General features: G+C 69.8%; 21 protein-coding genes. 7 read left to right on the top strand and 14 right to left on the bottom strand.

What is annotated here, in order from left to right:
- Positions 1-191 precede the first annotated feature (191 nt).
- The 4 genes from FPZ12_RS32020 to FPZ12_RS32035 form a co-directional block, all read right to left on the bottom strand.
- Positions 192-737 carry a DUF2567 domain-containing protein gene (locus tag FPZ12_RS32020; RefSeq protein WP_243770141.1) on the bottom strand — a complete coding sequence of 182 codons (546 nt, stop codon included), beginning with the start codon at positions 735-737 and terminating at the stop codon, positions 192-194.
- A gap of 148 nt (positions 738-885) precedes the next feature.
- A complete protein-coding gene (gene bioD, locus FPZ12_RS32025) occupies positions 886-1,602 on the bottom strand; it encodes a dethiobiotin synthase (RefSeq protein WP_208026097.1) in 717 nt (238 codons plus the stop codon).
- 187 nt (positions 1,603-1,789) lie between these two features.
- Entirely contained in the window at positions 1,790-4,045 is a 2,256-nt protein-coding gene (locus FPZ12_RS32030; protein WP_144761653.1) for a SulP family inorganic anion transporter, read from the bottom strand.
- 331 nt (positions 4,046-4,376) lie between these two features.
- Positions 4,377-5,588 (bottom strand): cytochrome P450 family protein, encoded by a 1,212-nt coding sequence (locus tag FPZ12_RS32035; protein ID WP_144761652.1) that lies wholly within the window; start codon positions 5,586-5,588, stop codon positions 4,377-4,379.
- A 131-nt stretch (positions 5,589-5,719) separates the two neighbouring features.
- On the opposite strand from FPZ12_RS32035, the gene FPZ12_RS32040 reads away from it, so the two are divergent.
- Positions 5,720-6,337 carry a nucleoside/nucleotide kinase family protein gene (locus FPZ12_RS32040; protein WP_144761651.1) on the top strand — a complete coding sequence of 206 codons (618 nt, stop codon included), beginning with the start codon at positions 5,720-5,722 and terminating at the stop codon, positions 6,335-6,337.
- On the opposite strand, the gene FPZ12_RS32045 is transcribed toward FPZ12_RS32040, so the two are convergent.
- The 4 genes from FPZ12_RS32045 to FPZ12_RS32060 all read right to left on the bottom strand — a co-directional run bounded on the left by FPZ12_RS32045 (position 6,338) and on the right by FPZ12_RS32060 (position 10,708).
- On the bottom strand, positions 6,338-7,474 hold the full coding sequence (locus FPZ12_RS32045; protein ID WP_144761650.1) for a glycosyltransferase family 4 protein: 1,137 nt from the start codon (positions 7,472-7,474) through the stop codon (positions 6,338-6,340).
- 78 nt (positions 7,475-7,552) lie between these two features.
- Positions 7,553-8,605, bottom strand: a complete 1,053-nt coding sequence (locus FPZ12_RS32050) for a C40 family peptidase (protein ID WP_150980576.1) — start codon at positions 8,603-8,605, stop codon at positions 7,553-7,555.
- A gap of 440 nt (positions 8,606-9,045) precedes the next feature.
- Entirely contained in the window at positions 9,046-9,294 is a 249-nt protein-coding gene (locus FPZ12_RS32055; protein WP_243770137.1) for a hypothetical protein, read from the bottom strand.
- A 40-nt stretch (positions 9,295-9,334) separates the two neighbouring features.
- Positions 9,335-10,708 carry an NYN domain-containing protein gene (locus tag FPZ12_RS32060; protein WP_144750911.1) on the bottom strand — a complete coding sequence of 458 codons (1,374 nt, stop codon included), beginning with the start codon at positions 10,706-10,708 and terminating at the stop codon, positions 9,335-9,337.
- Positions 10,709-10,798: 90 nt separating this feature from the next.
- Here FPZ12_RS32060 and FPZ12_RS32065 point away from each other — a divergent pair, with 90 nt between their 5' ends.
- Together FPZ12_RS32065 and FPZ12_RS32070 are read left to right on the top strand one after the other, a co-directional pair.
- A complete protein-coding gene (locus FPZ12_RS32065; protein WP_144750909.1) occupies positions 10,799-12,508 on the top strand; it encodes a DEDD exonuclease domain-containing protein in 1,710 nt (569 codons plus the stop codon).
- A 47-nt stretch (positions 12,509-12,555) separates the two neighbouring features.
- On the top strand, positions 12,556-12,837 hold the full coding sequence (locus FPZ12_RS32070) for an Lrp/AsnC family transcriptional regulator (protein ID WP_144750907.1): 282 nt from the start codon (positions 12,556-12,558) through the stop codon (positions 12,835-12,837).
- A 63-nt stretch (positions 12,838-12,900) separates the two neighbouring features.
- Here the strand turns inward: FPZ12_RS32070 and qcrB are convergent, their stop codons facing one another.
- The 4 genes from qcrB to ctaE are packed head-to-tail and all read right to left on the bottom strand — an operon-like array spanning position 12,901 to position 17,248.
- Positions 12,901-14,571, bottom strand: a complete 1,671-nt coding sequence (gene qcrB / locus FPZ12_RS32075) for a cytochrome bc1 complex cytochrome b subunit (protein WP_144750905.1) — start codon at positions 14,569-14,571, stop codon at positions 12,901-12,903.
- The gene (gene qcrA, locus FPZ12_RS32080; protein WP_144750903.1) at positions 14,568-15,710 is read right to left on the bottom strand and encodes a cytochrome bc1 complex Rieske iron-sulfur subunit; all 1,143 of its coding nucleotides are present in this window, start codon (positions 15,708-15,710) and stop codon (positions 14,568-14,570) included. The genes qcrB and qcrA overlap by 4 nt, the downstream gene beginning before the upstream one ends.
- Before the next feature lie 43 nt (positions 15,711-15,753).
- Positions 15,754-16,572: a cytochrome bc1 complex diheme cytochrome c subunit gene (gene qcrC / locus FPZ12_RS32085; RefSeq protein WP_144750901.1), complete on the bottom strand. Its 819-nt coding sequence runs from the start codon at positions 16,570-16,572 to the stop codon at positions 15,754-15,756.
- Between the two features lie 46 nt (positions 16,573-16,618).
- Positions 16,619-17,248 carry an aa3-type cytochrome oxidase subunit III gene (ctaE, locus tag FPZ12_RS32090; protein ID WP_144750899.1) on the bottom strand — a complete coding sequence of 210 codons (630 nt, stop codon included), beginning with the start codon at positions 17,246-17,248 and terminating at the stop codon, positions 16,619-16,621.
- 84 nt (positions 17,249-17,332) lie between these two features.
- Here ctaE and FPZ12_RS32095 point away from each other — a divergent pair, with 84 nt between their 5' ends.
- Genes FPZ12_RS32095 through trpD form a run of 3 tightly spaced genes read left to right on the top strand, consistent with a single transcriptional unit; the run spans position 17,333 to position 19,250 of the window.
- Entirely contained in the window at positions 17,333-17,746 is a 414-nt protein-coding gene (locus tag FPZ12_RS32095; RefSeq protein ID WP_144750897.1) for a hypothetical protein, read from the top strand.
- Between the two features lie 60 nt (positions 17,747-17,806).
- A complete protein-coding gene (locus tag FPZ12_RS32100) occupies positions 17,807-18,217 on the top strand; it encodes a response regulator (protein ID WP_144750895.1) in 411 nt (136 codons plus the stop codon).
- Positions 18,218-18,224: 7 nt separating this feature from the next.
- A complete protein-coding gene (gene trpD / locus FPZ12_RS32105; RefSeq protein WP_144750893.1) occupies positions 18,225-19,250 on the top strand; it encodes an anthranilate phosphoribosyltransferase in 1,026 nt (341 codons plus the stop codon).
- Between the two features lie 61 nt (positions 19,251-19,311).
- Here trpD and FPZ12_RS32110 read toward each other — a convergent pair whose 3' ends face one another.
- Both FPZ12_RS32110 and ctaC read right to left on the bottom strand, forming a co-directional pair.
- Positions 19,312-19,731 (bottom strand): cytochrome c oxidase subunit 4, encoded by a 420-nt coding sequence (locus tag FPZ12_RS32110; RefSeq protein WP_144750890.1) that lies wholly within the window; start codon positions 19,729-19,731, stop codon positions 19,312-19,314.
- Between the two features lie 37 nt (positions 19,732-19,768).
- Positions 19,769-20,665 (bottom strand): aa3-type cytochrome oxidase subunit II, encoded by an 897-nt coding sequence (gene ctaC, locus FPZ12_RS32115; protein WP_144750889.1) that lies wholly within the window; start codon positions 20,663-20,665, stop codon positions 19,769-19,771.
- Between the two features lie 204 nt (positions 20,666-20,869).
- Between ctaC and asnB the strand changes: the two genes are divergently transcribed.
- Positions 20,870-22,804, top strand: coding sequence for an asparagine synthase (glutamine-hydrolyzing) (asnB, locus tag FPZ12_RS32120; RefSeq protein WP_144750887.1), 1,935 nt, complete (start codon positions 20,870-20,872; stop codon positions 22,802-22,804).
- Positions 22,805-22,825: the final 21 nt, after the last annotated feature.

The raw sequence follows: 22,825 nt of genomic DNA on the forward strand, positions 1-22,825 counted from the left end.
CTGTCGCGCGGAGCGTGTCCGCCGGGGGTGGTGGTCGGGCTGGCGGGTGGGAATTCTGGAGGAGGAGATCCCACAGCCAGGGGCCGCCTTGAATCGGGCTGGCCGCGCGGGAGCGCGTCCGTTGAGGGTGGTGGCGGGCGACGGGAGGGGCCCTACCCGCACCGCCACGCAAACCACATTTGAAACACTTCCTAGCCCAGTCTCCGGCCGAGGTCGTCGCGGCCGTTCCAGCCCGCCAGCAGTCCGTAGACGAGCGCGGTGGCGAGCGGCTGCGCCACCAGCACCCACCACGACTCGATCTCCGGCGCCTTGGTGAGCACGTCGCCGACCTTCGGCGACCCGGTCACGGTGTACATCCCGCCCGCGAACGCGCCGCCCATCGTGACGCCGAGCCAGGCCGACAGCAGCGAACCCAGCACGGCGGCGATCATGATCACCGGGCCGCGGCGTTCCCGCATCAGCCAGACGACCGAACCGGTCACGACCCCGGCGCCCATCCCGAGCAGCCCGTAGATCGCCAGCGCGTCGAAGCGGTGCCAGCTTTCCAGCTGCAGCGGGATCAGCTGCCCGCCGTCGAACACCCGCACCCGCTGCCCCGGCGCGAGCCGCGACCAGAGCCAGCCCAGCGGGATCCCGACCAGGCCGATCAACGACAGCACGCTCACCGACGGCAGCAGATCGGCCTTGACCACGACTCGCGGGCGCGGGCGGGGAAGGTTGAACACGAGCCTGGACAACGCCGGCTCGTCGCCGTGCCGCGAAGCGCCGCCGGCTCCGACCGCTTCCTCAGCCACTCCGTCTCCGTTCGCCGCCAACCCTGCCTGGCCAAGGGGAGACTAGCCGGTGCCCGCGCTCGTGCACGCACCGTGTCGAGCGCGTCGCGCGTCAGGTCCGGGCCGCGGCCGCTTTCTGGAAGCTGTCCGGGTCGAACTCGCCGCCGAACCACGGCGACAGCCCGGCGCGCGCGTGCTCGACGAACTCGGCCGGGGCACGGCCCGGCGCGCCCGCGGCAAGCGCTCCGAGCAGCGGCGCACCGGCCGCGACGGGCAAGTCGGCGACGTTGGACAGGCTCGCCAGATCCGGCTCCTCCGGCCACGAACCGATCACCAGCCCCGCCACGTGCAACCCGCGCGCGTTGGCGACCTCGGCCGTCAGCGCGGTCGCGTTCAGCGTGCCGAGACCGGCGTCGGCGACCACGATCAGCAACGCGCCCAGCGCCCAGGCCGAGTCCGCCAGCGTGCTGCCATCCGGCCCGAACCGCACCAGCAGCCCGCCGACGCCCTCGATCAGCACCAGGTCGTGGGTCTCGTCCAGCTCAGTGGCCGCGGACGCGACGTCGGCCGGGCTCACCGTGGGCAGGCCGCGCTGCCGCGCCGCCGCCTCCGGGGACAGCCTGTCCGGATAGCGCCGCAGTTCGCGCGTGGTGACCGGGCCCGCGAGCCGCGAGATCACGTCGACGTCGCCCTGCTCGCCGGGGGCGAGCCCGGTCTGCGCGGGTTTGAGCACGGCGACCCGACGGCCCCCGGCCACGGCCAGCGCGGCGATCGCGGCCGTGACGGCGGTCTTGCCCACCCCGGTTCCGGTCCCCGTCAGCACGAGCATGGTCACGGAACTCAACGGTAGTACGCACCCCGGCGCGACCCCGACACCGGCTTGTGGCCCGCTCCGCTCAGCAGGTGGTGAACTGCTCAGGCCGACCGCCTCGAACCCGTTCTCGACCAGCAGGTTCGCCGCGCCCGCCGACTGCCTCACCCGCCTCCCACACGCGGCCCACCGGACGACTCCGGCCTCAGTCGTCCGCCAGCACGCGATCAGCCTCCCCGAACGCTCCGCTCTCCGCGTCGTACAAATGCACCCTGGCGGCGCCGACGTCGAAGTACATCCCGAGCAGTTCGACGTCCCCACGCGCCTCGGCGCGCGCGATCGTCGGGTACTCACGCAGCCTTTCCAGCTGCTGCAACACGTTGTGCAGCGCCAGCTGGTCGGCATCCGACGCGGGCAGCCTGCCTTCGACCGACAGCGGTGGATTCTGCCTCGCGCGGCGCAGGCTCGGCTCCGCGTGCCGCAACCACGACTGCAGCGCCGAAGCCCCCTCGGGCGCGCCCTTGAGCAACGCCTTCATCGCCCCGCACGAGGAATGCCCGCACACCACGATCTCCCGCACCTTCAGCACGTCCACCGCGAACTCCAGTGACGCGCCGATCGAGGCGTCCGCGCCGCCGGCGCAGGTCGCGTGATCCGGCACCAGGTTGCCGATGTTGCGGATGGTGAACAGGTCACCGGGGCCGCTGCTGGTGATCAGGTTCGGCACGATCCGCGCGTCACCGCAGGTGAGGAACAGCGTCTGCGGCTCGTGCACGTCGGCCAGCCTGCCCAGGATCGGCTTCACCAGCTCCGAGGTGCGGCGCTCGAACTCGGCTACGCCACGGCGCATCGAACTGTCCGTGCGCTGCGCGGGAATGCGGGGCTCCTCGTGCGCGAGCTGCCATTCCGACCACGGCGCGAACCAGCGCGGCAGCACCCGCCTCGCCTGTCCTTTGTGGACGGTCGGGGCGCCGGACTTGCCGCGCTCGAACCAGGGATGCCCGATCTCGTCGACGATGACCGTGCCGCCGGAGCCCTCGTGCGAATGCTGCCAGGCCGACAGCGTGTCGAACGCGGCGTGGTCGAGGTAGTCGACGACCAGTTCCAGTGCGACCCTCGTGCCACGCGGAATTCCGCCCAGCACGGCGGAAAGCCGCGGAATCGACAACGCCGACAGTGCGCCCTCGACCACCACCCGCCAGCCGTCCCCGTCCTGTTCGGCGTGGATTCCGGACCACAGGGCGCGGTGCAGCATCAGCAACGCGGCGGCCGCGATTCCGAGCAGTACGCCGGTGAGCAGGTCGAGCACGACCACCCCGGTGATCGTGACGAGGTACACGGACAGGTCACCGTGGCGGCGGATCTCCTTGATCTGGCCGAAGTTCACGAGCTTCGCGCCGACGTGCACCAGCAGCCCCGCGAGCGCGGCGAGCGGGATGGCGCGCAGCGCACCGGCGAGCAGCGCGACGAACAGCAGGATCCAGACCCCGTGCAGGATCGCCGACATCCGGGTGCGCGCGCCGGACGCGATGTTGGCCGAGCTGCGCACGATCACCCCGGCGACGGGCAGCCCGCCCAGCGCGCCGGAGACGACGTTCGCCGCGCCCTGGCCGGTCAGCTCACGGTCGAGGTTCGTGCGGCCGCCGTGCATCTTGTCGGTCGCCATCGCCGAAAGCAGGCTCTGCACGCTCGTCACGAGCGCGACGGTGACCACGGCGACGGCGAAGCTCATCCAGCCGCCGTTCGGGAACAGCGGGACGAAGTGGACTTCCAGTACGTTCGCGGGCACCTCGACCCGCGGCACGTTCAGTCCGAAAAGGACGGACGCGCCGGTGACCACGCCGATCGCGGCGAGCGGAGCGGGGATCTTCCGGACGGCGGCGGGCAGTTTGCCCCAGACGATCAGGATCGCGAGCGTGGCCAGGCCGAGCGCGGTGGCCGCGCCGTGCGCGTTGAGCAGTTGGTGTGGCAGCTGCAGCAGGTTGTCCAGCGGAGAACTCTGCGCGGTGCCACCGAAAACCACGTGCAGCTGGGCCAGCACGATGGTCAGGCCGATCCCGGCGAGCATGCCGTGCACGATGGCCGGCGAGATGGCGAGCGCGGCGCGCGCTATCCGGCTCAGCCCGAGCAGGATCTGCAGCGCGCCGGCGAGCATGGTGATGGCGCAGGTGGTGGCCCAGCCGAACTGGGCGACGGTTTCGGCCATGATCACGGTCAGCCCGGCGGCGGGACCGCTGACCTGCAACGGGGAACCGCCGAGCGCGCCGGCGACGAGGCCACCGACGACGGCGGCGACGAGCCCGGCGACCACGGGCGCGCCCGACGCGAGCGCGATGCCGAGCGAAAGCGGTACAGCGACAAGGAAAACGACGAGCGAAGCGGGAACGTCGTGGCGCAGGTTCGTCAGCCACGCCCGTGCCGGTGGCGCGTGCTCGCGTTCACGCGCGGACAGGTCGATCATCTTGGTCTCCCAGGGGTTTCGCGACCCGGCGTGTTCGCCGGACCACCCAGGGATACCGAAAAACCGGACGAAAGTCGTGTATGTGGATCATGCTCACGTTCCCGCCACAGCGGGCAGTGACGCCGGACCGGGGCTGCACGCGGCCATTCTCATCCGATCCGGTCGCCACGCGGAACCAAGATCAACACTATGTCACGGGCCGCGGCGCCGTGGCCGCCGTCACACCACATCCGGTGAACTTCGAATTCACGCCCTGCGCGACGCCGCGAACGGCGCGACACTGCCCGGCCGACCCCGGGAACGACACGGGACCGGCCGGACAGCGGCGGCTTCAGGCCAGCTTCACCGGCAGCTTCTCCAGCCCGCGCACCAGCGTGCTGTCCCGGTAGCGCAGCGACGTGGCGGCGCCGTTCAGCTCCAGCGTGCCGAACCGGCCGAACAACTTGCCCAGCGCGATTTCGGCCTCGAGCCGCGCGAGCGGAGCCCCGACGCAGTAGTGGAGGCCGTGCCCGAACGCCAGATGCCCGCCGGCCTGACGGCGCACGTCCAGCCGGTCCGGATCCTCGAAGCGCGCACCGTCGCGGTTCGCGGCCAGCAGCGACACCATCACGAACTCGTCGGCCGGGATCTCGACCTCCCCGACCACCACGGGCTCGGTGGTGAAGCGCAGCGTCGCGATGTTGATCGGGCCGTCGTAGCGCAGCAGCTCCTCGACCGCGCCCGGCAGCAACGACGGATCCTCGCGCAACGCCGCCAGCTGGTCCGGATGCTCGAGCAGGGCCAGCACGCCGTTGCCGATCAGGTTGACCGTGGTCTCGTGCCCGGCCACCAGCAACAGGAACGCCATCGAGATCAGCTCGACGTCGGAGAGCTGGTCACCCTCCTCGGAGACGTGCACCAGATCCGAGAGCAGGTCCTCGGACGGTTCGGACCGTTTGACCGCGATCAGCGCGTTCAGGTACCCGGCCAGCGCGGCGGAATGCTCCTGCAGCACCTCCGGCGCGCTCGCCGAGACGATCGAGTTCGACCAGGTGCGGAAGTCGTCCCGGTCGGCGACCGGGATCCCGAGCAGCTCGCAGATCACCGTGATCGGCAGCGGGAAGGCGAACGCCTCCAGCAGGTCCACCGATCCCGGCGCGGTGATCGAATCGAGCAGCTCGTCGGCGATCTGCTCGATCCGCGGCCGCAGCCGGGACACCGTCCGCGCGGTGAACGCCTTGTTCACCAGCTTGCGCAGCCTGGTGTGATCCGGCGGGTCCATGTTCAGCAGGTGCGAGGCCAGCGAAGACTCGAACGCGTTCGGCGTGCCGGTGGCCGTGATCCTGGTTTCGAACAGCTCCCTCGCCTTGCGGTTGTCCTTGCTCAGCCGGGGATCCGACAGCAGGGACCTCGCTTCGGAGTATCCCGTGACGAGCCAGACGGCCAGCCCGCGGCGCATGATCGCCCGCCGGACCGGCGCCTGCACCCGGAGCTGCTCGTAGATCGCGTGCGGCTGGTTCACGAAGTCTTCGTCGAACGTGATGGGTTCGTCGAGCACCCGCATTCTTCGGCCTCCCAGTGGCGCGGTTGACCTACCGACAACGGATCGCCGCCCGGGATCGTGCCCGGGCTCAGCGTTCTCTCAGCGCGGCAGCGGCGGGGTACGACAATTCCGGCACCCTAGGATCGGGGACCATGAGGTACCGGCCGATCTCCTTCGAGCTGCTCGCCGCCGAACTGGTCGAGCGCGTGCTCGCGCTGCCGGGCACGCCGTGGGTGCGGATCGCGGTCGACGGTGCGGCCGGCACGGCGTCGCTGGCGGACGCGATGGTGGATCCCTTGCGGGTCAACGGGCGACCGGCCCAGCGGGTGTCCACTGTGGACTTCCTGAAGCCGGCGTCGCTGCGGTTCGAGAAAGGCAGGGAAGACCCCGAAGCGCGCTATTACGACTGGCTGGACGAAAACGCCCTCCGCCGCGAGGTCCTCGACCCGCTCTCCCCCGGCGGCACCGGCCTGGTGCTGCCCGCGCTCTGGGACGCGGAACGGGATCGCGCCACCCGCGCGGACCGCGTGGAACTGCCGCCGGGCGGGGTGCTCATCGCCGACGGCGAGCTACTCCTCGGCCGCGGCCTGCCCTTCGAACTGACCGTCCACCTGTCCCTGTCCACCGGAGCGCTGCGCCGCCGGCTGCCCGAGGCGGAGCACTGGGCCCTGCCCGCTTTCGAGCGCTACGAACAAGAAGTGCACCCCGCCGAGACCGCCGACGTGCTCGTGCGCGCCGACGACCCGCGCCATCCGGCCGTCGCCGCCTGATCAGGGCGTGAGCAGCTCGGTGAGCCGCCGAGCGTGCAGATCCCAGCGCCAGTGCTCGCGCACCCACGTCCGGCCCGCCTCGCCCATCTTGCGGGCGCGCGGCGGATCGTTCAGCAGCGGCGCCAGAGTGTCCACCAGCTGCTCGACGTCGCGGCCGTCCACGACATGCCCGGTCACCTCGTCCAGCACCGTCTCCGGCGCACCGCCGGAACGCCCCGCCACAACGGGCAGCCCGGTGGCCGAGGCTTCCAGGTACACGATCCCGAGCCCCTCCACGTCGAGCCCCTTGCCGCGCGTGCGCGCGGGCATCGCGAAGACGTCGCCCGCCGCGTAATGCGCGGGCAGCTCCGGCCACGGCACGGAGCCGGTGATCACGACGTCACCCTCGAGGTCGAGCGAAGACACCAGCTGGGAAAGCCTTTTGCGGTAAGGGCCGCCGCCCACGATCAGCAACGCCGCGCCGGGCACCAGTTTGCGCAGTTCCGGCATCGCGCGGATCAGCATGTCCTGCCCCTTGCGCGGCACCAGCCTCGACACGCACACCACCGTCGGCCGGTCGCCGAGCCCGTGCCGGGCCCGGATTTCCTCGCGCGCGGCGGGATCGGGCCGGAACAGCTCGGTGTCCACTCCGGACGGCAGGTGCTCCAGCCCGGCCATCGGGCCGAACGCCGAAGCGAACCGGCGCCGCGTGTACTTGCTGACGTACGTCACGACGTCCGTGGTGTCGCCGATGCGCCGCAACGCCTGGCGCGCCGCCGGAAGCATCGACCAGCCCACCTCGTGCCCGTGGGTGCACGCGACGATCCGCTGTGCCCCGGCGGCCCGCAGTGGCTTCGAGAGCAGCGCCAGCGGCGCCGCGGCGCCGAACCACACGGACTCGCACTCACGGGCGCGCAGGATGTCCTTCGCCCGTCGCAAGACGTCCGGCGTCGGCAACATCAGCGAAGTCGGGTGCCGGACCACCTCGAACGGCGCCGCCGCGTCGAACTCGGGATGCGAGCCCGAGGACGCGTGCCACGAAGGCGCGTAGACCACCAGCTCGTCCGGCGGCAGCCGCCGGGCCAGCGAGTCGAGGTAGTTCTGGATCCCCCCTGGCCGCGGCGGGAAATCGTTGGTCACCAGCAGGGTCCGAGGCACGGTGGGAGATTACCGGCCCCGGAAAACGAGAAGGGCGGCACCGCTGGGGTGCCGCCCTTCCCGTGGGAGTCGCGCAGGTCAGTAGGCGACCCGGCGAGCGCCCGAATAGTCGTTCTGCAGCGGCGAAATCTTCACCACGTCGCCGGTGTCCGGCGCGTGCACCATCTTGCCGTCGCCGAGGTAGATCCCGACGTGGTGCACCGGGCTGCCGAAGAACACGAGGTCACCCGGCTGCAGCTGGGACCGCGAAACGGCCATGCCGGTGGTGGACTGCGCCGAGGACGTCCGCGGGAGCGTGATCCCGGCCTTGCCGTACGAGTACATCGTCAGGCCCGAGCAGTCGAACGTGCTCGGACCCGTGTCGCCCCACACGTAGTCGCTGCCCAGCTTGGACAGCGCGACGTTGATCGCGGTCTGCGCGGCCTGCGACGGGGCGGGCAGGTTCGGGTTCGCGCCGCCGGTGTCCTTCTGCGCCGCCTTGTCCGAAGCGCTCAGCCGGTTGCTCAGCTGCGCCAGGTCGGCGACCTGCTTGTCCAGCGCGGCCTTGCGGGAGTTGAGGTCGTTCAGCAGCTGGGCCGAAGCGTCCGAAGCGGACTGCGCGCGGTTCTTCGCGTCGTTGGCCTGCGCCTGCGCCGCGGCGGCCGCCTGCACGGCACCGGTGTAGTCACCGAGCGCGCGGTTCTTCTGGTCCGCCAGCACCGAAAGCGCGGAGGAGCGGTCCAGGAAGTCCTGCGCCGAGGTGGTGGTCAGCAGTGCGGACAGCCGGTTGTACTGGGCGCCGCTGACGAACGACGCGTCGGCGAACTGGTCGACGACCGTCTGGAACTTCGCCGCGTCCGCCTGCGCGGAAGCGACCTTCTGGTTGGCCGCCGCGAGGTCGGCGTTCGCCTTGGCGAGGTCGGCCTGCTTGGCGTTGAAGTCGTCCTGCGCCTTGAGCTTGTCCTCGTTCAGCTGCTCAGCCTGCTGAGCGGCCGCGCGGTACTGGGCCAAGGCGTCGGCCGAGTTGGTCGGGGGGGACTGGAGGGCGGGGGCGGTGACGGCGCTGGCTGGGACGCCTGCGCTCACCGCGGTGATCACCGCTGCCGCGGAAAGGGCGCCTGCGATCACGCGCTTGATGGGTTGCGACTGCACGCCGCGCGTGTCTCCTTTGCATTCGGCCGCCTGCCGGCGCCGCGCGCAGAGGTCGGGGGCCCTCTGCCGCCGGGCGCGGGCGGACACGCGCCAACTCCCGGCGAACGGCACTTCCCACCGTGCGCGGGCAAGGCGGTATCCCACCTATGTCCCTGCGACAGTGGTTCCGGCGCAACTCCCCGACAAAGCTGCTTCGGCGGCAATCCCGCGTCGCCGTCACTGGTGCGACGGCTACCGGTCGCGAGATCTCGGCTAGGTTACGAAACCCCCGCCTGCTCGTCCAGGAGGTACCCCACAAAAACTCTGTGTGACCTGCCCGCACCCCGTTCGGACCAGCGACGACACTGTGGGTGTGACCAGCATCTCAATTCGTGGGGTTACGACTACTGACCGTTCGCCGCCCAGATCGACCGTTTGTCGCGCTCGGTGTGTTGTCCCCTTCAGGCAGCTCGGTCCCGGCGCTTTTCCACCATCGGCACATGCCGCAGGCTCGGGATCAACCCGCCTTCGGCCAGCGCGTCGATGGCGCGCAGTTCGTCCTGGTCCCACTCGATGGACGGTGGCGCGTTCAGCAGCACGCTGACCGCGCAGTCCGCGCAGCCGACCCCGCGCACGACACAGCGGCCGCAGTCCACGAGCTCAGTGTCTTCGGTCATTCCGGCCTCCCTGTCGAACACCAGTTCGTTCATGAGAAGCACGGTAGAGACACCCACCGACAATTCCGTGATTTCAGACCCGGCCGAGCCTCCGCAGCAGCACGGCGGAAGCGACGGGATGCGCGCCGGCGCCGCGGCAGGAGTCGGCGACCGCCTTGTCCGACGTCGCGACCACCATCGGCCTGCCGGGCGGCTCCGCGGCCACCAGCGCGCGGATGACGTCGTCGGCCAGCACGCCGGGGTCCGAGAACAGCACCCGCACCCCACGTGGCGCGGCCGTCGGCACCGACAGCACTCCCGCGCCGTCGAACACCACCGTCACCTCGGCACCGGTGCGCGAAGCCAGCGCGCCCAGCTGCTGCACCAGCCTGTCCCGCTGATCGGCCAGCGCCAGTTCCGGATAGCCGGTCTTCGTGACGTTGTAGCCGTCCACGATCAGATGCACGTTCGGCAGCCCCAGCACCCTGTCCAGCGCCACCGGATCACGCACCTGCAAACCCGTACCGCCGCCGGACGACGCGCCGCGCACGTGATCGGCGGGGCGGCGGGTGCTGGCGCCGAGGGAAAGCTCGCGGCGCAGCCCGGAAACCGCTCCGTCCAACGTGTCCACGAGAAGCGCGAGCCGCACCTCGTCCGCTTCCCGGGCCTCACGCGCCGACTGACGGGCGATCTCCGCCTCGGCCAGCGCCCGCTCCGCCCGGGCCCGTTCCGTCGCCACACGCTGCCGCTCACGCTCGAGTTGCGCCGTCAGCGCTTCCAGCTCGTCCGCACGCTGATGCCCCGCTTCGGTCGCGTTGCTCAACGCCATCGCCGCGGCGTCCTTCGCCTGGCGCAACTGCACGCCCTGCTCCCGCAACCGCCCGCGCAGCTTGTTCAGCTCGTCCTCGCGCTCCTTGCGCGCCAGCTCCACCGACTCCTGCGCCAAGGCCAGCTCCTCGCGCGTGCGCGCCAGCTCGGCCTCCAGCTTCTGGTTACGCGCCACCGCCGCGTCCCGCTCCGCGCGCAACGCCGTCTCCGCCGCGTTCTTCGCGACCAGCCGCACCCGCGTGCTGGCGCTCGCCTCGCCGAGGAGCACAGCGGCCGTCGCGGCGGCGACCGAATCGTCGTCGTTCGGGTCCAGCGCGTCCTGGCGGTGTTCACGCAGCCACTCGAGGACAGCCGTGCGGAACGCCATCGACTCGCGGAGGGTGTTCAGCAACGCCGTCGCGCCGAGGCGGGCCCGCTTCGCCGGAGCGAACTTGGCCACCGGGCGCAGCTGCTGGGGCACGTCGGTTCTGGGCATCCGGCCCAGCGCGTCCGCGGCGAGCTCGGCCAGTCTGGTGCGCACCGGCTCCGGCATTTCCTGCCAGTCGAGCGGCGCGGCCGGATCCTCTTCCGGCAGCTCTGCACCGGCCGCGGCACGAAGACCAGGGTCTTCGTGCTGTTCGGCGTGCGCTGAGGGCGGCATCCGTCCAGGGTAGTCGCTTCCCATCGCGGATCTCCTGTCGTGGGATGGCGCGCCCCGGAATTGTCGGTGCCCTTACCTAGGGTGCCGATCATGCACGCGGCGCAGGATCAGCTGACCTTCGACGAGCTGGGCACGCCACTGAAAGACACCACGTTCGTCGTGTTCGACCTGGAGACAACCGGTACCCGGCCGGGCACCGACGGGATCACCGAGATCGGCGCCGTGAAGGTGCGCGGGGGCGAGGTGCTCGGCGAGTTCGCCACCCTGGTGAACCCGGGAATGCCGATCCCGCCGCAGATCGTCGCGCTGACCGGGATCACCGGCGCCATGGTTTACGAGGCGCCGCCGGTGGAGGAGGTCCTGGCCGCTTTCCTGGAATTCGCCCGCGGGGCCGTGCTGGTGGCGCACAACGCGCCGTTCGACACGGGATTCCTGCGCGCGGCCTGCCTCGAATATGGCTATCCCTGGCCGAAACCCGCGGTCGTATGCACGGTCCGGCTCGCCAGGAGGGTACTCACCAGGCAGGACACCCCGAGCTTCCGGCTCGGTGCGCTGGCCGCTCTCTTCGGCTCCCAGACCACGCCCAACCACCGCGCGTTGCAGGACGCCCGGGCCACTGTCGACGTACTGCACGCGTTGTTCGAGCGGCTCGGACCGCAGGGCGTGCACTCGCTGGAGGAGCTGGTCGACTACCTGCCCGAGGTCACCCCCGCCCAGCGCCGCAAACGCGGGATGGCTGCGCATCTGCCGGAGCTGCCCGGGGTGTACTTGTTCCGCAGCCCCAGCGAAGAAGTGCTCTACGTCGGCACAACGCGCAATCTCCGGCGCCGCGTCCGGCAGTACTTCACGGGCTCGGAGAGCCGCGGCCGGATCCGCGAAATGGTCGCGCTGGCCGAGCGCGTGGACGGCATCGAATGCTCGCACGCGCTGGAGGCGCAGGTGCGGGAGCTCCGGTTGCTGGCGGCACACAAGCCCGCGTACAACCGGCGCTCGAAGAATCCGCGCAAGTCGTGGTGGGTCGCCCTGACCGAGGAAGCGTTTCCCCGGCTGTCCGTGGTCCGGCTGCCGAAGGACGGCGCGCTCGGCCCGTTCACCTCGCAGGCGATGGCGAAGCTCGCGGCGGACACCCTCGCCGGCGCCGCCGGGTTGCGCACCTGCACGCTGCGGATCCCGGCGACGGCCCCGTCGGCCAAGCCCTGCGCGCTGGCCGAGATAGGCCGCTGCAAGGCGCCGTGCGCGGGCCTGCAGAGCGTCGACGAGTACAGCCCTTCGGTGCACGGCGTGCAGAGCCTCATCGACGGCCAGGACACCGTCCCGCTGGAGGCGGCGCTGCGGCAGCTGGAAGAGCTGGCCGCGGCCGAGCACTTCGAGCAGGCGGCCCGGCGCAGGGACGAGCTGGCCATCCTCGTGCGCGCGATCGGCAAAGCGCATCGGCTCACCGCGTTGGCGGCAATCCCGGAGCTCGTCGCCGCGTCGCCGGACGGGTCCGGTGGCTGGGAGTTCGCGGTGATCCGCCACGGCAGGCTCGCGTCGGCGGGCGTGGCCCGGCGCGGCGTGCCGCCGATGCCGGTGGTCGACGCGCTCGTCGCCTCGGCGGAGACGGTGACGCCCGACGCCGGCCCGCTCTACGGCGCGCCCGCGGAAGAGACGGCGTTGCTGCTGCGATGGCTCACCCGCGGCGGCGTCCGCCTGGTCCGCACGGCGGTGCCGTGGGCGGAGCCCGCGCGTGGCGTCGGCGGCTGGCAGGGCTGGCTGGAACGCGCTTCGACGGCCGCGGCGTTGGAGCAAGCCGTGAGCTGATCGCCCGGATACCATCGCGGTGACCGAGACTCGCCGAGGAGGCCCCAGTGATCACCGCGTTCGTGCTGATTCATGCCGTGGCGGACAGCATTCCCGAGACCGCGCAGGCGATCGCGGACATCGACGGAGTCGCCGAGGTCTACTCGTGCGCCGGCGACGTCGACCTGATCGCGATGGTCCGCGTGCACACCCACGAGGACCTCGCCGACCTGATCCCCGGCAAGATCGGCCGCGTCTCGGGCGTCATCGACACCGACACCCACATCGCGTTCCGCTCGTACTCCACGGCCGACACCGAATCCGCGTTCGCGATCGGCGCCGAGGACTGAGCCCCGGCACGAAAAACAGCCGCCCCTCCCAGCACGGGAAGGGCGGCTGTTCGTTTTCGTACGTCAGTGCTCCGCGTGCCTGCCCGCGGAAACCTCTTCGCTGCCGGACACCTCGCCGTTGCCGGAGCCATTGCCGCCGTGGCCGTTGCCGCGGGCCCTGTCGAGAGCCGCGACCTCGTCCGCCGGGTCCGGCGCCAGCAGCGTGCCGGGCACCGGCCTGCCCGCCGCGCCGAGCTTGTTCATCTTCTTCGGCACCGGTGCCGCCTGGTACTCCAGCGGGATCGCGTGGCCGTGGCTGTCCACACCGCCGAGCGGCTGGTGGATCTCGATGAACTCACCGTGCGGCAGCCGCTTGATGATGCCCGTCTCGATGCCGTGCTCGAGCACCTCACGGTCGGCGCGCTGCAGGCCGAGGCACAGCCGGTAGGTGATGAAGTACGCCAGCGGCGGCACGATCAGCACCCCGATGCGGCCGGCCCACGTGGTCGCGTTCAGCGAGATGTCGAACTGGTCGGCGATGATGTCGTTGAAGCCCGAAGCCTCGATCACCATGAAGAACGACAGCGCCATGATGCCGATGCTGGTGCGCACCGGGACGTCACGCGGCCGCTGCAACAGGTTGTGGTGCGCCGTGTCCCCGGAGAGCTTGCGCTCGATGAACGGGTACGCCAGCAGCAGCCCGATCAGGATCGGCATCCCGACCGCACCGGCGAAGAACACCGCCGGGATCGTGTAGTTGCCCAGATAGAGCTCCCACGCCGGGAAAATACGGAGCATGCCGTCCGCCCAGGCCATGTACCAGTCCGGCTGCGAGCCGGCGGACACCTGGGACGGGTTGTACGGGCCGATGTTCCAGATCGGGTTGATCTGGAAGATGCCTGCCAGCAGGGCGATGATGCCGGTGACCATCGCGAAGAACGCGCCGCCCTTGAGGGCGAACACCGGCATGATCCGGATGCCGACGACGTTGGTCTCCTTGCGGCGCACGCCGGGGAACTGCGTGTGCTTCTGGTACCAGACCAGCGCCAGGTGCACGCCGACCAGCGCCAGCATGATCCCCGGTAGCAGCAGGATGTGGATCGTGTACAGCCTGGGGATGATCTGGTTGCCGGGGAACTCCCCGCCGAACAGCGCCCAGTGCAGCCAGGTGCCCATGATCGGCACCGAGAGCACGATGCCGGACAGGGTGGCGCGGATACCGGTACCGGAGAGCAGGTCGTCCGGCAGCGAGTAGCCGAAGAAGCCCTCGAACATGCCCAGCACCAGCAGCAGCACACCGATGATCCAGTTGGCCTCACGCGGCCTGCGGAACGCTCCGGTGAAGAAGATCCGGAACATGTGGACCATCATCGCGGCGACGAACACCAGCGCGGCCCAGTGGTGCAGCTGCCGGACGAACAGGCCGCCGCGCACGTCGAACGAAATGTCCAGCGTGGTGGCGAACGCGCGGGACATCTCCACGCCCTGCAGGTTCGGGAAGCTCCCGTTGTAGGTGACCTCGGCCATCGACGGGTCGAAGAACAACGTGAGGTAGACGCCCGACAGGATCAGGATCAGGAAGCTGTAGAGCGCGATCTCCCCGAGCAGGAAGGACCAGTGCGTCGGGAACACCTTGTTCATCTGGTGCCGCAGGCCCTTGGCCAGGTGGTATCGCTGGTCCATGTTCTCGGCGGCCTCGTTGACCTGCCGCTGGACCAGGCTCTCACCCTTTGTCGGCGTGGTAAGTGAACTCATGACCTGCGCTCCCAAAAGGCCGGGCCCACGGGTTCGATGAAGTCGCCCCGCGCGACCAGGTACCCCTCTTCGTTCACGGTAATAGGCAACTGGGCCAGAGCGCGAGTCGCCGGTCCGAAAATCGGCTTCGCGTAGTGCAGCGCGTCGAACTGCGACTGGTGGCACGGGCAGAGGATCCGGTTGGTCCGCTGCTCGTACAGCGAAGTCGGGCAGCCCACGTGGCTGCAGACCTTCGTGTACGCGTAGTACTCACCGAAGTTGAAGTCCTCCTGGCCCTCGCGCTTGACCACGCGCGCGGCGTCCTCGGGACGCAGGCGGATCAGCATGACGGGGGCGTCGGAGCGCATGAAGACCGCGGAGAGGGCTTCCGCGTTGTTCCGGTCGGTCTCGCGGAACGGGAACACCGTTTCCATGGCGCCCGCGTCGAGGTCCTCGGGGCGGACGAGGCGGACCTCGTCGGACTTGCCGGTGTTGCGCCGCATGTAGACGACTTCACCCTCGTGCTGCGGCTGCCACGCGGTGTGCCACAGCGAGTCCGGGCCCTCGGAGTCGGCCCACGGGTCCTTGATGAAGGACGCGACCGGCAGCGCGACCAGGCCGAGGCCCATCGCGCCACCCGCGAAGCCGAGGCTGCGCTTGACCAGCGAACGGCGGGCGATGGTGCTGCGGGCACCGGCGTCCTCGAGGTGGGCGACGATCGTCTTGCGGTCGATCTCCGCCGAGCCCTCGCCGCCGTTGTCGCTGCGCTGCTGCACCGCGATCTCGTGCGGGACGAACTTCTTGGTGTACTGCACCACGCCGATCCCGAGCGCCAGGATCGTGATGCCCAGCGTCACGCCCAGCACCGGGGTGTACAGCGAGTACAGGAAGGTGCCGCTCTCGTTCGGCGACTTGTACTGCCACGGCCACCAGATCAGCCCGACCACGAACGCCAGGCCGAACAGGCCCGCCAGCGTGAACCACAGCGCGATGCCCCGCTCCGCGCGCTTCTCCGCGCGCGTGCCCTTGACCGGCCACGGGTCCGGATAGTCGACGATCTCGACGCCGTCGAGCTTGCCGCCCAGCTTGACCAGCTCATCGCGGTCCATCTCGGCCAGCTCCGCGTCCGAAGGCAGGTCCTGCTGCCCCTCGTTACTCATGCCCTCGATCCAATCCACAGGTCCATGCCGCGACCCACGCCGCTCATGCCTTCGAACCAATCCACAGGGTCACCCCGACCAGCGCCGCGATACCCACGATCCAGGCGATGACGCCCTCGGACGCCGGACCGAACCCGCCAAGCGAGTCGCCGCCCGGGTTGTTGTTGTTGTCCGACACCGACTTGATGTAGGCGATGATGTCCTTCTTCTCGTCCGGCGTGAGCTGCCGGTCGGAGAACTTCGGCATGTTCTGCGGGCCGGTCAGCATCGCGGTGTAGATCTGGTCCTCGGTGGCCGGGTCCAGATCGGGCGCGAACTTGCCCGCGGAGAGCGCGCCGCCGCGGCCGGTGAAGTTGTGGCAGGACGCGCAGTTCAGCCGGAACAGCTCGCCACCACGGGCCGGGTCCGAGCCCTGCAGCGCCGCGCCGGTCTCGGCCGGGCGCTCCGGGCCGCCGCCGTTGGCCTGCACGTAGGCGCCGACGGCGTCGATCTCCTCGGGAGTCAGCTTCGGCGGCTTGCGCTCGGCCTGCGCCTCCTGGCGGACCATCGGCATCCGGCCGGAGGAAGTCTGGAAGTAGACCGCGGCGTCACCGACGCCGATCAGGCTCGGCCCGCGGTCCTGCACGCCCTGCAGGTTCGCGCCGTGGCAGGTGATGCAGGTGTTGTTGTAGACCTGCTGGCCCAGCCGCAGCTGTGCCGGGTCCTCCTGCGCCTGCGCGGTCTGTGCCTTGGGCACGAAGACCGCGTAGATCGCGCCGGCCCCGATCAGCGCGACGCCCAGCGCCAGCAGGCCGGCGATCCGCCTGCGCAGCTTGGTGCGCGCGCCGAAGCGGCGCTTGGAGGACTTCTTCGTGGTGGTCATCTTGCGGCAACCCTTGCTGTGTGAGAGTCCGGGACGGGCTGGGCGGTCAGGGAATGATGTAGATGACCGCGAACAGGCCTACCCACACGATGTCGACGAAGTGCCAGTAGTAGGACACGACGATCGCGGAGGTGGCCTGCGCGGGCGTGAACTTGCTCAGCTTGGTGCGGATGAGCAGGAACACGAACGCGACGAGCCCGCCCATGACGTGCAGACCGTGGAAGCCGGTGGCGAGGAAGAAGACCGTGCCCCATGCGCCCGACGGGATCGTGACGCCCTCTTTGATCAGGCTGGTGTACTCCCCGGCCTGGCCACCGATGAAGATCGCTCCCATGATCAGCGTCAGCACGTACCAGCGGCGCAGCCCGTACACGTCACCGCGCTCGGCGGCGAACACGCCGAGCTGGCAGGTGAACGACGACGCCACCAGGATGATGGTGAAGGGCAGCGCGTACGGGATGTCGAGATGGATCGGCTCACCGGTGGCGGCGTTGACCGGGGGCCACAGCCCCGTGGAGTTCTGCGCCTTGACCGTGAAGAACATCGCGAACAGCCCGGCGAAGAACATGAGCTCGCTGGAGAGCCACACGATGGTGCCGACGCTGACCATGTTCGGCCGGTTCAGCGAGTGCACCCGCTGGCTGATGTTGGGAGCTGCCGTTGTCACGAGTCGCATTATGTCCTCCGGCGATCCGACCTGCCCGGCAGGGTCGCCCGGAGAGTTGGTCCCCAGCACGAACGCGGAGGGTGAAGGACAGTGGTGAGTCTGCTCGGCCGGCTTCGTGACCTGCTCAGACGTGAGGCGGAGCCCGAATTGTCCGTGGACGCGCCCGGGCTCGTCGTGGTGGCCGAAGCCTTCGACATCGCCGAAGCGGACTCGGCAGTGCTGGCGAGATCACATAATTGGGCCGCCGCGAAACCCGCTGTGCTGCGCCATCATCTGACGCTGCCGGTGGCGCGAATCGCTGAGGCGACGGGGATTCTGGCCCAGGACGGGTGGGAATTGCGCACCGTGTCGCAAACGGAGGAGACGGCACGCTTGCACGCTTTGCGTGTCCAGGTGCTCGACGCGCTGCACTGCGCGCAGGAGCGGTCGCGGATGGCCGGGCTCGCGCAGCGGCTCGGCGGCGAATCGCTCGGCTGGGACGCTTTGCAACCGACTGGCTCTGGGTGAGCTCCGCCGTTGCGGCTAGCATCTGAGAAATCAAGTACGCGACGAGGCCGGAGGCTTGACGTGACCGAGCAGCCGATGAGGATCCTGGTGTTCAGCCACCGGGCGGAAGTCCGTGAGTCGATCACCAACGCGATCGGCCGCCGCCCGGCCACCGACCTCGGCCGGGTGGAGTACGTCGAGGCCGCCGGCGTGGCCGACGTGCTGTCCGAGATGGACGAGGGCACGGTCGATCTGGCGATCCTGGACGGCGAGGCGCAGCCCACCGGCGGGATCGGCCTGTGCCGTCAGCTGAAGAACGAGATCGACGACTGCCCGCCCATCGTGATCGCGGTGCGCCGCAAGGACGATCGCTGGCTGGCCACCTGGTCGCAGGCCGACGCCGTTCTCGTGCACCCGCTCGACCCCCTGACCGCCGCGGAGACCGTCGCGGACGTGTTGCGGGGCCAGCGGGTCCCGGCCGTGCGCGCGTGATCTTCACATGAGCCTTCAGACCTGGCCCCGGCTGCTGACTCAGCTCATCGACGGCGTTGACCTGTCCGAGGAGGACACCGCCTGGGCGATGGACCAGGTGATGTCCGGCGAGGCCACCCCCGCGCAGATCGGCGCGTTCGCGATCGGCCTGCGCGCCAAGGGCGAGACGCCGGCCGAGATCTCCGGGATGGCCGACTCGATGCTCGCGCACGCCCATCGCGTGCACGTCGAGGGCCGCGCGGTCGACATCGTCGGCACCGGCGGTGATCGTTCCGGTTCGGTGAACATCTCCACGATGGCCTCGATAGTCGTTGCGGGCGCGGGAGTTCCGGTCGTCAAGCACGGCAACAGGGCGGCGTCGTCGAAGGCGGGCACCGCCGACACGCTGGAGGCGCTCGGCGTCGCGATCGACCTGCCGGCGGACCGCGTCGAAAAGTGCGTGTCGGAGCTCGGCATCGGGTTCTGCTTCGCGGCGGTGTTCCACCCGTCGTTCCGCCACGCCGGACCGGTGCGCAGCCAGCTCGGCGTGCCGACCACGTTCAACCTGCTCGGGCCGCTCACCAACCCGGCGCAGCCGTCGGCGGGGCTGATCGGCTGCGCGTACCCGGACAAGGCGCCGGTGCTGGCCGGGGTGTTCGCCCGCCGCGGCACCTCCACGCTCGTCGTCCGCGGGGACGACGGCCTGGACGAGATCACCACCACGACCACCAGCACGGTGTGGGTGGTCCGCGACGGCGAGGTCACCGAGGAGCACCTCGACCCGGCCGCGTTCGGGATTTCCCTTGCCACGGCGGAGGATCTGCGCGGCGGGGACCCCGTGGTGAACGCCGAAGTGGTGCGGGAGCTGGTGGCGGGCAAGACCGGCCCGGTGCGGGACGCGGTGCTGCTCAACGCGGCCGGCGCGCTGGCCGCGCACGCCGGCTTCTCCGGCTCGCTCACCGACGATCTCCGGGCCGGGCTGGACAAGGCCGCGCGCTCGATCGACTCCGGCGCCGCCGCCGATCTGCTGGCCCGCTGGGCCGCCTTCCGCTGAGCCGTATCACGAAGAAGGCCCCCGCCGATCCCGGCGGGGGCCTTCTTCCGTTGCTGTCAGGTCATTCGTGGTCGGGGCCGGTGTGGTACTCGAACACCAGGCCACCGACGGCGACGAGGATCAGCACGCCACCGACCACGATCATCCAGACGTGGAAGAACGCCAGCGACAGGCCGGTGAACGCGGCCGCGCCTGCCAGCCCGATCGGCCAGTAGCTGCCCGGGCTGAAGAAGCCGAGCTCGCCGGCGCCGTCGCTGATCTCGGCGTCCTCGCGGTCCTCCGGGCGGGCGTCGATGCGGCGCGAGATGAACCGCATGTAGCTGCCCGCGATGAGCGCCAGGCCCCCGGTCAGGATCAGCGCGACCAGGCCGACCGGCTCGACGCCGAACCCGCTCCAGTAGTACGTGGTCACGCCGTAGACGATGGCGATGAAGAAGGCAAACACCGTGACGATGTCGAAAATCCGGGCTTCGACCTTCATGAAGCTGTCCTCACTCCTGTGTTCCCAGAGCCCTGCGTCAGCGCGCGGTGCGGTCGGTGTTGAACGGCTGCGTGGTGACCGCGTGCGGGGTGCACAGCTCACCGCAGTTCATCGCGCTCAGCGCCTCGGACGCCGTGTTCGGCACCCCGGTGGCCGGGTTGACCTGCGTCCGCAACTGAATGTACTGCGTGTACAGGTTGTCCGGCAGGGCACGGACCTCGAAGTTCATCGCCGAGTGGTAGGTGCCGCACAGCTCCGCGCAGCGGCCGACGAACGAACCGGACTTGTCGATCGTGTTCTGGAAGGACGAGTCCTGGTTGTTCTTCTCCGGGTACGGGAAGACGTCGCGCTTGAAGTGGAACTCCGGCACCCAGAAGGAGTGGATGACGTCGGTCGAGCGCAGGTTGTACTGGATGGTCTTGCCGACCGGCACCACCAGCAGCGGGATCTCCGTCGAGCTGCCGACCGTGCGGATCATCTGGCCCGTCGCGTCCTTGGCCTCGTCCGGGTAGTCGAACTCCCAGTTCCACTGGAACGCGGTGACGTTGATCGTGACGTCCGGGTCGTCGACCTTGTCGAGCACCTGGTTCTCGGTGGTCGCGGTGAAGAAGAACAGCACGCAGACCATGACCAGCGGCACGATGACGCAGAACAGCTCGAGCGGCACGTTGTACTGGAACTGGCGGGGCAGCTCGGTCGGGTCCGCGTTCTTCTTCTTGCGGTGGAACGCCGAAGCCCAGAAGATGAGCCCCCACACGATGACGCCGACGACGAGCGCGGCGATCACGGACCAGGTCCAGAGCCAGCGCATCTTGTCTGCCTGCTCGGTGACACCGACCGGCCAGCCGAAGCGCAGCACCTCGTCTCCGGAACACCCGGTCGCGAACAGGGCGACCAGCCCGGCCAGCGCGGCGACCTTACCGACCCTCTTCAACCCCGGCCTCCTCGAATTCTGGCGTGACAGCGGGAGTCTAAGCGAGCCACGCGGAGCGTGTCGGTTGAGGGTGGTGGTGGGCCGGCGGGAGGGGCCGGCTGAGTTCCGTGTTCCCCGCTGAGCAAGGGGTAACCGTTCGTGGCAAGTCCACCCGGCATACTGACCCTCGATATCCGGTCACGACCTAGAGGTGTGTGAGTACACGTGTGCGGCCTGCTCGGACTGGTCTGTCCCACTGAGAACGAGGCGGCGAAGGCCCGCGACGCCGTCGGCTCCGCGCTGCGCTGCCAGCGCCACCGCGGCCCCGACGAGACCGACACCTGGGCCGATGCCGAAATCGTCTACGGGTTCAACCGGCTCGCCTTCATCGACGTCGAGCACGCGCACCAGCCGCTGGTCTGGGGCCCGCCGGAGTCGCCTGCCCGGTACACGCTGAACTTCAACGGCGAGATCTACAACTACCGCGAACTGCGCGAGCAGCTCGTCGAAGAACACGATGCGAAGTTCGCCACAGAGGGCGACGGCGAGGCGATCGCGGCCGCTTTCCACTACTGGGGACCGGAAGCGGTGTCCCGGTTGCGCGGAATGTTCGCCTTCCTGTTGTGGGACGCGGACGAAAAGGTGCTCCGCGGCGCGCGGGACCCGTTCGGCATCAAGCCGCTGTTCTACTCCGCGGGCCCGCACGGAGTGGCGTTCTCCAGCGAGAAGAAGAGCCTGCTGGAGCTGACCGGGACGCTCGGGCTGGAGTCCGAACTGGACACCACCGCGCTGCAGCACTACCTGACGCTGCAGTACGTGCCCGAGCCGGAGTCCTTGCACTCGGGCGTGCGCCGCATCGAATCGGGCACGCAGTTCACCGTCTCCCCCGGCGGCGAGCCGAAGATCGAGCGGTACTTCTTCCCGCGCTTCAACGCCCAGCCGGTGCACACCGACGCCGAGGCGAAGGCGCTGCACGAGCGGATCGCCGACGTGATGCGCGATTCGGTGGGCAAGCACATGATCGCCGACCCGGACATCACGGTCGGCGCGTTCCTCTCCGGCGGCATCGACTCCACCGCGATCGCCGCGCTGGCCAAGGAGCACAACCCGAACCTCATCGCGTTCACCACCGGGTTCGAGCGCGAGGGCTACTCCGAGGTGGACGTCGCGGCCGAGTCGGCGGCGGCGATCGGCGTCAAGCACGTGATCCGCACGGTGTCCGCGGACGAGATGATGGACGCGCTCCCGCTGATCGTCTGGTACCTCGACGATCCGGTGGCCGACCCGGCGCTGGTGCCGCTGTGGTTCATCGCACGCGAGGCCCGCAAGCACGTGAAGGCCGTGCTGTCCGGCGAAGGCTCGGACGAGCTGTTCGGCGGCTACACGATCTACAACGAGCCGATTTCGCTGGCGCCGTTCGAAAAGGTGCCCGGCGGCGTGCGCAAACTGATCGGCAAGGTCTCCGAGCGGATCCCGGAGGGCACCCGCGGCAAGGACCTCCTCCGGCGCGGCGCGCTGTCGCTGGAAGAGCGCTACTACGGCAACGCGCGGATCTTCCGCGACGACCAGCTGCGCGGCGTGCTGCGCACCTTCCAGGAGGGCGTCGGGCACAAGGACGTCACGGCCGAGCACTACCGGACATCGGCGGGCTGGGACCCGGTCGCCCGGATGCAGCACGTGGACCTGTTCACGTGGCTGCGCGGGGACATCCTGGTCAAGGCGGACAAGATGACCATGGCGAACTCGCTGGAGCTGCGGGTGCCGTTCCTGGACGCCGAGGTGTTCAAGGTCGCGGCCGGGATCCCGCTGGACCAGAAGGTGACCAAGGAGACCACGAAGTACGCGCTGCGCCGCGCGCTCGACGGGATCGTGCCCGCGCACGTGCTGAACCGGCGCAAGCTCGGCTTCCCGGTGCCGATCCGGCTCTGGCTGCGCGACGAGATGTACGACTGGGCGCGCGGGATCATCAACGACTCGCGCACCGAGCAGCTGATCGACAAGACGGCCGTGCTGCGGCTGCTGGACGAGCACAAGGCGGGCTCGCTCGACCACAGCCGCCGGATCTGGGCGCTGCTGGTGTTCATGCTGTGGCACGGGATCTTCATCGAGAACCGGATCAAGCCGGAGATCCCCGAGCCGGTCTACCCGGTGCGGATCTGACGCGGACGTGAAGAAGGCCCC

Origin of the sequence: Amycolatopsis acidicola (assembly GCF_007713735.2) — a bacterium.
Taxonomy (GTDB): Bacteria; Actinomycetota; Actinomycetes; order Mycobacteriales; family Pseudonocardiaceae; genus Amycolatopsis_E; species Amycolatopsis_E acidicola.

Excerpts from the sequence above, each read along its gene's own strand:
- FPZ12_RS32065 (WP_144750909.1), top strand. The coding sequence starts at position 10,799 with ATGCACGCGGCGCAGGATCAGCTGACCTTCGACGAGCTGGGCACGCCA.
- FPZ12_RS32035 (WP_144761652.1), bottom strand. The coding sequence starts at position 5,588 with ATGCGGGTGCTCGACGAACCCATCACGTTCGACGAAGACTTCGTGAAC.
- qcrB (WP_144750905.1), bottom strand. The coding sequence starts at position 14,571 with ATGAGTTCACTTACCACGCCGACAAAGGGTGAGAGCCTGGTCCAGCGG.
- trpD (WP_144750893.1), top strand. The coding sequence starts at position 18,225 with ATGAGCCTTCAGACCTGGCCCCGGCTGCTGACTCAGCTCATCGACGGC.
- qcrA (WP_144750903.1), bottom strand. The coding sequence starts at position 15,710 with ATGAGTAACGAGGGGCAGCAGGACCTGCCTTCGGACGCGGAGCTGGCC.
- ctaE (WP_144750899.1), bottom strand. The coding sequence starts at position 17,248 with ATGCGACTCGTGACAACGGCAGCTCCCAACATCAGCCAGCGGGTGCAC.
- FPZ12_RS32110 (WP_144750890.1), bottom strand. The coding sequence starts at position 19,731 with ATGAAGGTCGAAGCCCGGATTTTCGACATCGTCACGGTGTTTGCCTTC.
- bioD (WP_208026097.1), bottom strand. The coding sequence starts at position 1,602 with ATGCTCGTGCTGACGGGGACCGGAACCGGGGTGGGCAAGACCGCCGTC.
- FPZ12_RS32055 (WP_243770137.1), bottom strand. The coding sequence starts at position 9,294 with ATGAACGAACTGGTGTTCGACAGGGAGGCCGGAATGACCGAAGACACT.
- qcrC (WP_144750901.1), bottom strand. The coding sequence starts at position 16,572 with ATGACCACCACGAAGAAGTCCTCCAAGCGCCGCTTCGGCGCGCGCACC.
- FPZ12_RS32060 (WP_144750911.1), bottom strand. The coding sequence starts at position 10,708 with ATGCCGCCCTCAGCGCACGCCGAACAGCACGAAGACCCTGGTCTTCGT.
- FPZ12_RS32040 (WP_144761651.1), top strand. The coding sequence starts at position 5,720 with ATGAGGTACCGGCCGATCTCCTTCGAGCTGCTCGCCGCCGAACTGGTC.
- FPZ12_RS32030 (WP_144761653.1), bottom strand. The coding sequence starts at position 4,045 with ATGATCGACCTGTCCGCGCGTGAACGCGAGCACGCGCCACCGGCACGG.